Here is an 11,981-nt window from a genome sequence, read left to right on the forward strand (position 1 = left end):
GACACGGGCTCTTGCGTTAACGGGGATATAAAGCGCCGAGGATGCGTTCGCCGCGCGCGCCGGTGACCGAGGGCAGGTTGCCAGCCTGGCGTTCGCCGAAGCGGAAGGCGAGCCAGGCAAAGGCCAGCGCCTCTACCCGGTTGGGTGGGACGCCCAGCGCATCAGTCGACTGTACCGTTGTCGCTTCGCCCAGTTCTGCCTGCAGCTCGCGCATCAGCGTGGCGTTGTAGGCGCCACCGCCGCAAACATAGACGGCATCCGAACCATGCGGGGCAATTTCACGCGCCAGGGAGACGGCGGTCAGGCGCGTCAGCGTGAACATCACATCCTCAGCGGGAGCGCCGGAGAACGGCGCCAGCCGCGCATCGAGCCAATCGGCGTGGAATAGGTCGCGGCCGGTACTCTTCGGCGCCGGCAGGGCAAAGTAGGGCTCGGCCAGCAGCGCAGCCAGCAGGCCCGGCACTTCCTTGCCGGTGGCGGCCCAGGCGCCGTTGTCGTCATACTCCACGCCTTTGTGGCGGGTGATCCAGGCATTCATCAGCACATTGCCGGGACCGGTGTCGTAGCCGCCGACCGTGCCATCCTTATGCAGCAGGGAGATATTGGCGATGCCGCCGATATTGGCCAGCACGCGCGTTTTGCCTTCCTTGCCGAACAGCGCCTTATGCGCCGCCGGTACCAGCGGCGCGCCCTGGCCGCCAGCTGCCACGTCGCGCGAGCGGAAATCGGCAATCACATCGATGCCGCACAGTTCGGCCAGCAGGGCAGGGTTATTGGTCTGGCGTGTGAAGCCCAGTTCAGGGCGGTGGCGAATCGTCTGGCCGTGGACGCCAACAGCGCGCACGTCGGCCGCTTTCATGTCGGCTTTGGCCAGCAGCTGCGCCACGCAATCAGCGTAAATTTCCGCGAGCTTGTTACCGGCCAGCGCCTCGCGTTCGATTTCGTTCGGAGACGCGGCTTGCAGCGCCATCAGCTCGTCACGCAGCGCCTGCGGGAACTCTACATAGGCCGCCGACATGGTACGCGCCGCGCCTGCCCAGAAATCCACCAGCACCCCATCCACGCCATCCAGGCTGGTGCCCGACATCAGGCCGATATATAAGCTCATGTGCTCCTCCTTTGCTACATTGTAATTCGGGGTCATGTCTGACAAATGGACAAAAGGCGCACGAAAGTGCGCCTTTTGTCCATTTGTCAGACATGACCCCGACTTTATTTGGCGGCGACGTTGTTGACGTTGCTATTCGGGCGCAGCAGGGCGAAGCGGTGGATCATGTCGCCTGCGTGGGTTTTGAAGCGGGCCATTTCGGCGGCGGTCAACGGGGCTTGCGCCTGGATGTTGAGCTTGTTCGGGTCGCGGGCTTCGCCGCCTACGCGGAATTCGTAGTGCAGGTGGGCGCCGGTGGACCAGCCAGTGGAGCCGACATAGCCAATGATATCGCCCTGGCTGACCTTGGCGCCTTTGCGCATGCCATTACCGAAGCGGCTCATGTGCGCGTAAGCGGTGGTGTAGTTGGCCCAGTGCTTGATCACGACCACGTTGCCGTAGCCGCCCTGCACGCCGGCGAAGTCGATCACGCCATCACCGGCAGCGCGGATCGGGGTGCCGGCTGCGGCTGCGAAGTCGGTGCCCTTGTGCTGCTTCCAGTTGCCGGAAATCGGGTGCGAGCGCATGCCGAAACCGGACGAAATACGCGAGAACTCCAGCGGCGATTTCAGGAAGGCTTTCTTCAGCGATTTGCCGTCGAAGCTGTAGTAGCCGCCGCCCGACTTGGTCTGCGGGTCCTCAAACCATACGCTCTGGTATGTGGTGCCCTTATTGGTGAATTCGCCCGCCAGAATACGGCCGGCGCGCACGAACTCGCCGTCCTGCCAGAAGGTTTCGTACACCACGTTGAAACGGTCGCCGCGCTTCAGGTCGGAGCGGAAGTCGATGCTGGTCGAGAACATCTCGATGATCTGCGCCACGATCGAATCGGGCAGGCTGCTGCCATCCGAGCTGGAGTCGGTTGCGGCGTACAGGGTGGTGGTGATTTCACGGGCGCGCATCTCGACGCGGCGCTCCAGTTTCGCGGCCACTTCTTCGGCCGTGAAGGTGTCACCCGTGCGGGTGACCAGAATATTCTTGACGGGGTTGTCTTTGCCGTCCACAACGGTGGCTTTCAGCCACAGCAGGTTGCCGTTTTCGTCGGTCTGCGCCTGCACGCGCTTGCCGCTGCGCAGCTGCATGATGGCGCGCGCGGTCTTGTCCTTCTTGATGAAATTTTCAGCAGCGTCATCTTCTACGCCCAAACGGTTCAGCAGCGTAGCGAGGGTGTCGCCGGCGCGGATCTTTTCTTCGTGGACGTATTTCTGGGTGGCTTCTTGCTGCTGCAGGGCGGTGATCTGCGTGGAGAGATCCGGGAGCTGGATATCCTGGGCAATGGTCTTCACGGGCAGGTCGCTGGCGTCGGGCGCCAGCGGAGCCACGCCAGCTGCACCAAAAGCGCATACGGCCAGGAAGAGGGCCGATGCGCTGATGATCCGGGCTTTTCGCGTCGAACCTAGCAGATTGTACAAGCGTGAGCTTGTGAACTTGTTTATAGGGTTCATGCAATCAGTTAAAATTTGCCGCTTGAACTTTTAGGATTCTTGGTATTTTGTTCTAAGTTGTTGATTTAATTCGTTTTCATCGGGCAAGATTGATGGGATCGGGCATTATATCAAAGTCCTGAGCCGTGCCAACAATTTGAGAGAATCTCGCGAAATATGAATACAGATAACAAAATCCTGCCGCTGAGCGACAGCGTCCAGGAAGCCCTCGCCATCACCAAACGCGGTGTGGACGAGCTCATCATCGAAAGCGAATTCGCTCAAAAGCTGGCGCGCTCGGAAAAGACGGGCGTGCCGCTGCGCATCAAACTGGGCCTGGACCCGACCGCTCCTGACTTGCACCTGGGCCACACCGTGGTGCTGAACAAGATGCGCCAGCTGCAGAACCTGGGTCATCAGGTGATCTTCCTGATCGGTGACTTCACCTCCATGATTGGCGACCCGTCGGGCCGCAACGTGACCCGTCCGCCGCTGACCCGCGAGCAGATCGAGCTGAACGCACAGACTTACTTCAAGCAAGCTTCGCTGGTGCTGGATGCGGCCAAGACTGAAATCCGCTACAACTCGGAGTGGTGCGATCCGCTGGGCGCGCGCGGCATGATCCAGCTGTCTTCGCGCTACACCGTGGCGCGCATGATGGAACGCGACGACTTTTCCAAGCGTTTCAAGAACGGCACCCCGATTTCCGTGCACGAGTTCCTGTACCCGCTGATGCAGGGCTACGACTCGGTGGCGCTGAAGGCTGACCTGGAGCTGGGCGGCACCGACCAGAAGTTCAACCTGCTGGTTGGCCGCGAGTTGCAAAAGGATTACGGCCAGGAGCAGCAGTGCATCCTGACCATGCCGCTGCTGGAAGGCCTGGACGGCGTGGAGAAGATGTCCAAGTCGAAGAACAACTATATTGGTATCACCGAGCCGGCCAACACCATGTTCGCCAAGGTGATGTCGATTTCGGACGTGATGATGTGGCGTTACTACGACCTGCTGTCGTGGAAGTCGATCGAGGAAATCGCTGGCCTGAAGAAGGCGATCGAGGGCGGCGCCAACCCGCGCGATGCGAAAGTGGCGCTGGCGCAGGAAATCGTGGAACGCTTCCACTCGCGCCAGGCGGCGGAAGATGCGCTGGCCGACTTCGTCAACCGCTCGAAGGGCGGTATTCCTGACGACGTGCCGGAAGTGGCCCTGTCCGGCGCGCCGGTCGGTATCGGCCAGCTGCTGAAGCAGGCTAACCTGTGCGCTTCGACTTCGGAAGCGCTGCGCATGATCGACCAGGGTGGCGTTCGTATCGATGGCACTGTGATCTCCGATAAGGCACTCAAGGTTGAGGCTGGCACGTTTGTGATGCAAGTCGGTAAGCGTAAGTTTGCGAAAGTGACCCTGTCGGCATGATCGGGCTGCTGCAACGCGTTTCGTCGGCCAAGGTGGTTGTCGATGGCGAGACCACCGGCGCTATCGACGGCGGGCTGATGGTGCTGGTGTGCGCGGAGAAGGGCGATACGGAGAAGGAGGCTGACCAGCTGCTGGCCAAGCTTCTGACGTATCGCGTGTTTTCCGATGATGCTGGCAAAATGAACAAGTCCGTGACGGATGTTGCGGGCGGGTTGTTGCTGGTGCCGCAGTTCACCCTGGCTGCGGATACCAACTCGGGCACGCGGCCTTCGTTCAGCCCGGCGGCTGCGCCGGCGGATGGCAAGCGTTTGTTTGAGTACTTTGTGGCGCAGGCGCGTTCGAAGCACGCGGTCGTTGGCACGGGCGTGTTTGGGGCGGATATGAAGGTGTCGCTGACCAATGATGGGCCGGTGACGTTTTGGTTGCAGGTGAATCCTAAGTAAACCGGTAAACCTGGGTCTGACCCAAGGGTCAGACCCTGTCTGAGCTACGGCCACGGGCTTCGGCATATCTGGGTTTGGAGAATACTATGAAAATCTGGAGCGATTCCTTCAAAGACGGCGCCGCCATCCCCGGCGAGTACGCCTTCGCCGTGCGCGACCCGGCCACCAAAGTGCGCCTGTCCGCCAACAAGAACCCGCACCTGGCCTGGTCTGAGGTGCCCAACGGCACCCAATCCCTGGTCCTGCTCTGCATCGACGGCGACGCCCCCACCGACGGCACCAACGTCAACAAGGAAGGCGCCACGCTGCCGGCATCGATGCCGCGCGCCGACTTCTTCCACTGGTCCCTGGTCGACATCCCAACCAGCCGCACCAGCATTGCCGCCGGCGAGTTTTCGAAAGAAGTAACCCCTAAAGGCAAGCCGGCGACCCTGCCAGCGCCCCTGCGCCACGGCATCAACGACTACACCGGCTGGTTCGCGTCCGACAAGGACATGGCCGGCGACTATTACGGCTACGACGGCCCATGCCCGCCATGGAACGACGAGCGCACCCACCACTACGTTTTCCGCCTGTACGCGTTGGACATCCCGCGCCTGGAACTGGAAGGCCGCTTTACCTGCCAGGATGTGCTGAAAGCCATCCACGGCCATATCCTCGACGAGGCCCAGGTAATCGGCAGCTACTCACTGTTTGAATGACCAAAATCCTGCTGATCCGCCACGGCGAAACCACGTGGAACGCCGTGCGCCGCCTGCAAGGCCACACCGACATCCCCCTGAGTCCAACCGGCGAGCGCCAGGCCGAAGCCCTGGCCCGCGCGCTGGCCGACGAACCGCTTGACGCCATCATCTCCAGCGACCTGGGTCGCGCCCTGCAAACCGCCCAGGCGGTCGCCGTGCTGCACCCGCAGCTGCCGCTGCACACCGACCCCGGCCTGCGCGAGCGCGGCTACGGCGCCTTTGAAGGCCTCTTATATACAGAAATCGCAGAACGCTACCCGATCGAGTTTGCCGAATGGCAGGCGCGGGACGTGGACGCCGTGATGCCGGCCGGCGAGCGCGTGGCTGAAAGCTTCCGCCAGTTCTACCAGCGCTGCCAGGACGGCATCGCGCGCTGGGCGGTGCAATACCCGCAACAATCCATCCTGATCGTCGCCCACGGCGGCGTGCTGGAATGCGCCTACCGCGCCGCACGCGGCCTGTCGATCGACGGCCCGCGCGATTTCCAGGTCAAGAACGCCAGCATCAACCGTTTTACCTTTGGTAACGGTGTATTGGCACTTGAGCAATGGGGCGAGGTCGAGCACCTGTCCGAAAGCCGCGACGACATCGTATAAAAAAGTGCTTAGTTTTTGGGCAGTGGATCGGTTAAAATAGCCCCCTTTCCCAAGCCGCATTACGGATTTATCAATTGAAAATCGGACCCCACGAGCTCCGCAACAATGTCTTTGTCGCGCCTATGGCAGGTGTGACGGACCGCCCGTTCCGCCAATTGTGCAAGGAACTGGGTGCGGGCTACGCTGTGTCCGAGATGGCCGCCTCCAACCCGCGCCTGTGGGCCAGCGAGAAGTCCTCGCGCCGCACCGACCACACCGGCGAGATGGAGCCGAAAGCCGTGCAGATCGCCGGCGCAGTGCCGGAAGAACTGGCCGATTGCGCCAAATTCAACGTCGACCGCGGCGCGCAGATCATTGATATCAATATGGGCTGCCCGGTGAAAAAGGTGTGCAACAACTGGTGCGGCTCGGCCCTGTTGCAGCACGAAGACCTGGTCCAGCGCATCCTGGAAGCGGTGGTGCCGGCCGTGAACGTGCCGGTTACCCTGAAATTCCGCACCGGCTGGAACCGCGAAAACAAGAACGCCCTGCGCATTGCCCGCATCGCCGAACAAGCCGGCATCCAGATGCTGACGCTGCACGGCCGCACCCGCGCCGACGGCTATACCGGCGACGCCGAATACGACACCATTGCCGCCGTCAAGGCGGCAGCGAACATTCCGGTGGTCGCCAACGGCGACATCACCACCCCTGAGAAAGCGCGTTATGTGCTCGACAAGACCGGCGCCGACGCCGTCATGATCGGCCGCGCTGCCCAGGGACGCCCATGGATCTTCCGCGAAATCGACCATTTCCTGCGCACCGGCGAACATATGCCGGCACCGCTGGTGGCCGAGGTGCGCAAGCTGATGGACGAACATTTGCAGGCCCATTACGCCTTCTACGGCGAATTCCTGGGCGTGCGCACCGCGCGCAAACACATCGGCTGGTATGTGCGCGACCTCCCGGGCGGGGAGGAGTTCCGGCAGGAGATGAACCGCCTCGAGTCGACCGCAGAACAACTGCGCGCAGTCGACAGCTTCTTCGAATCCCAATGGAAGTACGGCGACCGGTTACAATACCGCCTCGCCGAAGAACCGCTGGCTGCGTAACACGCGCCGGTTTGGCAAAAAATTTAGCAAGATCGATAAAAAAATGAGCAAAGAAAGCATTCAGGAAGTAGTCCAGAAAAGCCTGGAAGACTATTTCAATGACCTGGGCGAGCAGCAAGCATCGAACGTGTACGACATGGTGGTGCTGACCGTTGAGCGTCCAATCCTCGAAGTGGTCATGGGCCGCGCCGACGGCAACCAGTCGCATGCTGCCCAGATGCTGGGCATCAACCGCAATACTTTGCGCAAGAAATTACAGGAACACGGCCTGCTCTAAGGCTGATTCCGCGTCCCGGTCCCCATTGAGGCCGCGACGGGCCGTGGGGCCGGTGGGTTTTGTACAGATTTCAACAACCTTCCCCCCACAGCTATGATCAAACAAGCTCTCATCTCCGTATCCGACAAGACCGGCGTGCTGGATTTCGCCAAGGCCCTGTCGGCCATGGGCGTCAACATCCTGTCCACCGGCGGTACCGCAAAACTGCTGGCCGATAACGGCGTGCCGGTCACCGAAGTGGCCGACTACACCGGCTTCCCGGAAATGCTGGATGGCCGCGTCAAGACCCTGCACCCGAAAGTCCACGGCGGCATCCTGGCCCGCCGCGATTTCCCTGAGCACGTCGCCAAGCTGGAAGAGCACCAGATCCCGACCATCGACATGGTGGTGGTGAACCTGTACCCGTTCCAGGCGACCGTGGCCAAGGCCGAGTGCTCGCTGGAGGACGCGATTGAGAACATCGACATCGGCGGCCCGGCCATGCTGCGCTCCGCTGCCAAGAACCACAAGGACGTGGTGGTGATCTGCGACCCGACCGACTACGGCGTGGTGCTGGCGGAGATGAAGGGCACCGACAATGCCCCTGGCTACGTGTCCTACGAAACCCGCTTCAACCTGGCCAAGAAGGTGTACGCGCACACCGCCCAGTACGACGGCGCCATCACCAACTACTTCTCCAGCCTGGGCCCGGACCGCAAGCACGAGACCCGTTCCGCCTACCCGGCGACCCTGAACGTGGCCTTCGAAAAAGTGCAGGACATGCGCTACGGCGAAAACCCGCACCAGTCGGCTGCCTTCTACCGCGACTTGAACCCGGTTGCCGGCGCACTGGCCAACTACCGCCAGCTGCAAGGCAAGGAACTGTCGTTCAACAACATCGCCGACGCTGATGCAGCGTGGGAGTGCGTGAAGTCGATGGGCTCCACCGCCTGCGTGATCATCAAGCACGCCAACCCATGCGGCGTGGCCCTGGGCGCGAACGCACTGGAAGCCTACCAGCGCGCACTGAAGACCGACCCGACTTCCGCCTTCGGCGGCATCATCGCCTTCAACGTCGAAGTGGACGGCGCCGCGGCGACCGAGCTGGCCAAGCTGTTCGTGGAAGTGCTGATCGCTCCTTCCTTCACTGCCGAAGCGCGTCAGATCATGTCGGCTAAGCAGAACGTGCGCCTGCTGGAAATCCCGCTGGGCGATGGCGTGAACCCGATGGACTTCAAGCGCGTAGGCGGCGGCCTGCTGGTGCAGTCGGCAGACTCCAAGAACGTGCTGCAGTCCGAACTGCGCGTGGTGACCAAGCTGCAGCCTACCCAGCAGCAGCTGGCGGACCTGATGTTCGCATGGCGCGTGGCCAAGTACGTCAAGTCGAACGCCATCGTCTTCTGCGGCGGGAACATGACCCTGGGCGTAGGCGCAGGCCAGATGTCCCGCATTGACTCCGCGCGTATCGCCTCGATCAAGGCGCAGAATGCCGGCCTGTCGCTGCAAGGTTCCGTGGTAGCTTCCGACGCCTTCTTCCCGTTCCGCGACGGCCTGGATGTGGTGGTTGATGCAGGCGCCACCTGCGTGATCCAGCCAGGCGGCTCCATGCGCGACCAGGAAGTGATCGACGCCGCCGATGAGCGCGGCGTGGTGATGCTGTACACCGGCACCCGCCACTTCCGCCACTAAGCGCCAAGCAACTTTTGTCCACTTTGGGGCGGTACGGCGGTCCGTCAGGAACGAAAGTGGACAATTTTTGGTTGTAGGCAAAAAATGTCCACTTTCGTTCCTGACCCCAAGGTGGACAAAAGGTACAATCCGGGAATGATTATTCTCGGCATCGACCCTGGCTTACGCACCACTGGTTTTGGCGTTATCCAAAAAGTGGGCAACAAGCTACGCTACATCGCCTCCGGCACCATCAAGAGCGGCGAGGGCGACCTGCCACAACGCCTCAAAGTGATCCTCGACGGGGTAGCGGAAATCGCCGCCACCTACAAACCCGATTGCGCCGCAATCGAAAAAGTCTTTGTCAACGTCAACCCGCAATCCACGCTGCTGCTCGGCCAGGCCCGCGGCGCCGCGATCTGCGCTTTGGTTACGCACGACCTCAAAGTCGCCGAATACTCCCCGACGCAGCTGAAGCAAGCCGTGGTCGGCACCGGCCGCGCCACCAAAGTCCAGGTGCAGGACATGGTCGCCCGCCTGCTGGCGCTGCCCGGCCTGCCCGGCAGCGACGCCGCCGACGCCCTTGGCATCGCCATCTGCCACGCCAATAGCCAGGCCACCCTGGCCGTGGTCACCAACGCCCATCCCGCCCTGTCCGGCTTGCGCATGAAGCGCGGCCGCCTGGTCGGCTAACCGCATCCAAAGGAAGAACATGATCGGTCGCCTCACCGGCATCCTGCTCGAAAAGAATCCCCCGCAACTGCTGGTAGACGTCCAGGGCGTCGGCTACGAAGTCGACGTGCCGATGTCCACTTTCTACAACCTGCCCGGCGTGGGTGAGAAGGTCAGCCTGTTCACCCACCTGACTATCCGCGAAGACGCGCACCTGCTGTTCGGCTTCGGCAATGCGGAAGAACGCGCCGTGTTCCGCCAGTTGATCAAGATCAGCGGCATCGGTGCGCGTACTGCGCTGTCGATTTTGTCCGGCCTCTCTATCGCCGACCTGGCGCAAGCCGTTACCTTGCAGGAAGCCGGTCGCCTGGTGAAAATCCCGGGCATCGGAAAGAAGACTGCCGAACGCCTGCTGCTGGAGCTGAAAGGCAAGCTCGGCGCCGACATTGGCGCCGGTGGCGCACACCCGATCCACGATTCACAAGCCGACATCCTGAACGCCTTGCTGGCGCTGGGCTACTCCGACAAGGAAGCGACTCTGGCGCTGAAGACCATCCCCGCCGGTTCCACCGTCTCCGACGGCATCAAGCAGGCCCTCAAGGCCCTGTCGAAGGGCTGATTGCCCTCGCAGAGTGCAATGATCGGAGAGAATGTTTGCGGGATATCACGCTTACAATATAAAAGGATCTTCCCAATGTTCCTATTAGCTAGGCCTCGCAAGCATGCATATTTCCGCATCCAACGAACGCTTTACGATCGCTGAAGGCGCGACCGAGACTTCTGTCCGCGTGCCGTCATTCAAAAACATCTTCTTCATTCTCTTTATCGGCGCTTGGCTGGTGGGGTGGTATTTGGGGGAGACCAGCGCCATCAGAACATTGACATCGGGAGTCGACGACGCGAACCGGACATTCACAATGTTCTGGTTAGCCGGGTGGACCTTGGGTGGCATATGGGCGGTGATCACCATTGCGTGGCAGTTGCTGGGTTACGAAATCCTGACGATCGATCACCACTCGCTTACCCAGCGAATCGAAGTGCTTGGGATTGGAATCAATAAGACATACCGTTTGCAGGATGTGCGGGATCTTAGAACCGCTCCTTATAACCTAAGCGTATTCAGCAACCAGAAAGTGGCGATGCCACCATTGTTTGGGGCCGGCCATGGGGCGATTTCTTTCGACTATGGATCGCGGGCCATTTTTATCGGTGCATCGATGGATGAGACCGAAGCGAAGAAGGTCATCGCTGCGTTTCAGCGCTTTTTGCCACAAGTACCGAAGGCATTCGCGACATAGCTAGGTGGAAGGGATTAATTGATGATTCGACTCCTGCTGCTTTCTTTTCTTCTTGTCTCTTTCAACGCGAACGCTATCGTCATCCGCGGTGACGTGAAGGACTCCAAGTATCGAATTCAGCCGACTGAGTTTCCGGCTCTTGCCGACATGCCTGGTGAAGGGCACGGTGTCCTGATTGCGCCGCAGTGGATCATTACAGCGGCCCACGCGATCACGTGGCAATCCGAAATCAATCACGTGACCATCAATGGGAAAATTCGTGAAGTTGAACGCGTGGTGGTTCATCCCGGCTACAAGAAGCCGCCGCAGGACCTGCAGCAAAACGCCTTGGCCACCTGGGACTGGACGCTGTTCATGGTGCTGCTTTCCTCCGCTGATGACATTGCACTCATAAAGTTGGCGCAACCCGTCACCGACGTTGCACCGGCCATACTCCACAAAGGGGATGACGAATTCGGGCAAATCATCAAAATCATCGGGAAGGGCGCAACCGGTAATGGCGCGACTGGTTACGAGTTCACTAGCCCGCACCGTACGGAGCTTCGGCGCGCTTTCAATAAGGTCACCAGCGCCCACGGCCGCTGGTTCTGCTATGTGTTCGACAAGTCGTCGGAATCGTTGCCGCTCGAAGGCGGCTCGGGAAGTGGCGATAGCGGTGGTCCCGTCCTTATCGAGAACAAGCAGGAATGGCGATTGGCAGGGCTGACTTCGTGGACGGCACCTCTTGGCGCAGTTCGGAATCGTCCGGGGATGTATGGCCAGATCAGCTGCAATGTCCGCCTGAGGCATTACAAGGATTGGGTTGATAGCGTGATTGGCTTCGCCAAAGAGGAGGCGTGATATGGCAGCTCAAACTCGATCACTCGTTGCATTCGTCCACGTCGCAAGTGTGGAGCGCAGCATCAAGTTCTATGCGGACCTTGGATTTGAGGTTAAGAACACCGTCGTCCCGCAAGGCCAGTCTTCCCCAGTCTGGGCCTGGCTGGAAAGCGAGAAGGCCGACCTGATGGTGGGCTTGGCCGACGGGCCTATCGACGCATCCCAGCAAGCGATCCTTTTCTATCTTTACTTCGACAACATCAAACAGACGCGCGACGCGTTACTAGCGCTGGGCCACGCGCCAGGTCCGATCACGTACCCGTTCTACATGCCAGGTGGCGAATGCCGGCTGGAAGATCCTGACGGCTACGTGCTTATGCTCGCGCAAATTTAACCACTCCGTTGAGCCCTATA

The 11,981-nt window shown here is 60.8% G+C and carries 14 protein-coding genes; 12 read left to right on the forward strand and 2 right to left on the reverse strand.

Annotated elements, in window-relative coordinates; all coding sequences use genetic code 11:
- Positions 1-16 precede the first annotated feature (16 nt).
- Positions 17-1,108, reverse strand: a complete 1,092-nt coding sequence (locus AAHE99_RS18220) for an anhydro-N-acetylmuramic acid kinase (protein WP_342118761.1) — start codon at positions 1,106-1,108, stop codon at positions 17-19.
- Between the two features lie 104 nt (positions 1,109-1,212).
- On the reverse strand, positions 1,213-2,592 hold the full coding sequence (locus tag AAHE99_RS18225) for a M23 family metallopeptidase (protein WP_342118762.1): 1,380 nt from the start codon (positions 2,590-2,592) through the stop codon (positions 1,213-1,215).
- Between the two features lie 156 nt (positions 2,593-2,748).
- Between AAHE99_RS18225 and tyrS the strand changes: the two genes are divergently transcribed.
- From tyrS to AAHE99_RS18285, 12 genes are all read left to right on the forward strand, one after another.
- Positions 2,749-3,981 (forward strand): tyrosine--tRNA ligase, encoded by a 1,233-nt coding sequence (gene tyrS / locus AAHE99_RS18230; RefSeq protein ID WP_342118763.1) that lies wholly within the window; start codon positions 2,749-2,751, stop codon positions 3,979-3,981.
- On the forward strand, positions 3,978-4,424 hold the full coding sequence (gene dtd, locus AAHE99_RS18235) for a D-aminoacyl-tRNA deacylase (RefSeq protein WP_342118764.1): 447 nt from the start codon (positions 3,978-3,980) through the stop codon (positions 4,422-4,424). Before tyrS ends, dtd begins: the two co-directional genes overlap by 4 nt.
- A gap of 86 nt (positions 4,425-4,510) precedes the next feature.
- Positions 4,511-5,125 (forward strand): YbhB/YbcL family Raf kinase inhibitor-like protein, encoded by a 615-nt coding sequence (locus AAHE99_RS18240; protein WP_342118765.1) that lies wholly within the window; start codon positions 4,511-4,513, stop codon positions 5,123-5,125.
- Entirely contained in the window at positions 5,122-5,763 is a 642-nt protein-coding gene (locus AAHE99_RS18245) for a histidine phosphatase family protein (protein WP_342118766.1), read from the forward strand. Before AAHE99_RS18240 ends, AAHE99_RS18245 begins: the two co-directional genes overlap by 4 nt.
- A gap of 74 nt (positions 5,764-5,837) precedes the next feature.
- The gene (dusB, locus tag AAHE99_RS18250) at positions 5,838-6,854 is read left to right on the forward strand and encodes a tRNA dihydrouridine synthase DusB (protein WP_342118767.1); all 1,017 of its coding nucleotides are present in this window, start codon (positions 5,838-5,840) and stop codon (positions 6,852-6,854) included.
- 43 nt (positions 6,855-6,897) lie between these two features.
- Positions 6,898-7,131 (forward strand): helix-turn-helix domain-containing protein, encoded by a 234-nt coding sequence (locus AAHE99_RS18255; RefSeq protein ID WP_342118768.1) that lies wholly within the window; start codon positions 6,898-6,900, stop codon positions 7,129-7,131.
- Positions 7,132-7,224: 93 nt separating this feature from the next.
- Positions 7,225-8,799: a bifunctional phosphoribosylaminoimidazolecarboxamide formyltransferase/IMP cyclohydrolase gene (gene purH / locus AAHE99_RS18260; protein ID WP_342118769.1), complete on the forward strand. Its 1,575-nt coding sequence runs from the start codon at positions 7,225-7,227 to the stop codon at positions 8,797-8,799.
- 135 nt (positions 8,800-8,934) lie between these two features.
- Positions 8,935-9,471: a crossover junction endodeoxyribonuclease RuvC gene (gene ruvC, locus AAHE99_RS18265; protein ID WP_342118770.1), complete on the forward strand. Its 537-nt coding sequence runs from the start codon at positions 8,935-8,937 to the stop codon at positions 9,469-9,471.
- A gap of 19 nt (positions 9,472-9,490) precedes the next feature.
- Positions 9,491-10,069, forward strand: a complete 579-nt coding sequence (ruvA, locus tag AAHE99_RS18270; RefSeq protein ID WP_342118771.1) for a Holliday junction branch migration protein RuvA — start codon at positions 9,491-9,493, stop codon at positions 10,067-10,069.
- 103 nt (positions 10,070-10,172) lie between these two features.
- On the forward strand, positions 10,173-10,748 hold the full coding sequence (locus tag AAHE99_RS18275) for a hypothetical protein (RefSeq protein WP_342118772.1): 576 nt from the start codon (positions 10,173-10,175) through the stop codon (positions 10,746-10,748).
- A gap of 21 nt (positions 10,749-10,769) precedes the next feature.
- The gene (locus AAHE99_RS18280) at positions 10,770-11,588 is read left to right on the forward strand and encodes a trypsin-like serine protease (RefSeq protein ID WP_342118773.1); all 819 of its coding nucleotides are present in this window, start codon (positions 10,770-10,772) and stop codon (positions 11,586-11,588) included.
- A gap of 1 nt (position 11,589) precedes the next feature.
- A complete protein-coding gene (locus AAHE99_RS18285; protein WP_342118775.1) occupies positions 11,590-11,961 on the forward strand; it encodes a VOC family protein in 372 nt (123 codons plus the stop codon).
- The last annotated feature ends 20 nt before the right edge of the window (positions 11,962-11,981 follow it).

This window comes from Pseudoduganella sp. OTU4001 (assembly GCF_038440195.1).
Classification (GTDB): Bacteria; Pseudomonadota; Gammaproteobacteria; order Burkholderiales; family Burkholderiaceae_D; genus Rugamonas.

Excerpts from the sequence above, each read along its gene's own strand:
- AAHE99_RS18240 (WP_342118765.1), top strand. The coding sequence starts at position 4,511 with ATGAAAATCTGGAGCGATTCCTTCAAAGACGGCGCCGCCATCCCCGGC.
- AAHE99_RS18220 (WP_342118761.1), bottom strand. The coding sequence starts at position 1,108 with ATGAGCTTATATATCGGCCTGATGTCGGGCACCAGCCTGGATGGCGTG.
- tyrS (WP_342118763.1), top strand. The coding sequence starts at position 2,749 with ATGAATACAGATAACAAAATCCTGCCGCTGAGCGACAGCGTCCAGGAA.
- AAHE99_RS18275 (WP_342118772.1), top strand. The coding sequence starts at position 10,173 with ATGCATATTTCCGCATCCAACGAACGCTTTACGATCGCTGAAGGCGCG.
- AAHE99_RS18285 (WP_342118775.1), top strand. The coding sequence starts at position 11,590 with ATGGCAGCTCAAACTCGATCACTCGTTGCATTCGTCCACGTCGCAAGT.
- dtd (WP_342118764.1), top strand. The coding sequence starts at position 3,978 with ATGATCGGGCTGCTGCAACGCGTTTCGTCGGCCAAGGTGGTTGTCGAT.
- AAHE99_RS18245 (WP_342118766.1), top strand. The coding sequence starts at position 5,122 with ATGACCAAAATCCTGCTGATCCGCCACGGCGAAACCACGTGGAACGCC.
- ruvA (WP_342118771.1), top strand. The coding sequence starts at position 9,491 with ATGATCGGTCGCCTCACCGGCATCCTGCTCGAAAAGAATCCCCCGCAA.
- purH (WP_342118769.1), top strand. The coding sequence starts at position 7,225 with ATGATCAAACAAGCTCTCATCTCCGTATCCGACAAGACCGGCGTGCTG.
- AAHE99_RS18255 (WP_342118768.1), top strand. The coding sequence starts at position 6,898 with ATGAGCAAAGAAAGCATTCAGGAAGTAGTCCAGAAAAGCCTGGAAGAC.
- ruvC (WP_342118770.1), top strand. The coding sequence starts at position 8,935 with ATGATTATTCTCGGCATCGACCCTGGCTTACGCACCACTGGTTTTGGC.
- AAHE99_RS18225 (WP_342118762.1), bottom strand. The coding sequence starts at position 2,592 with ATGAACCCTATAAACAAGTTCACAAGCTCACGCTTGTACAATCTGCTA.
- AAHE99_RS18280 (WP_342118773.1), top strand. The coding sequence starts at position 10,770 with ATGATTCGACTCCTGCTGCTTTCTTTTCTTCTTGTCTCTTTCAACGCG.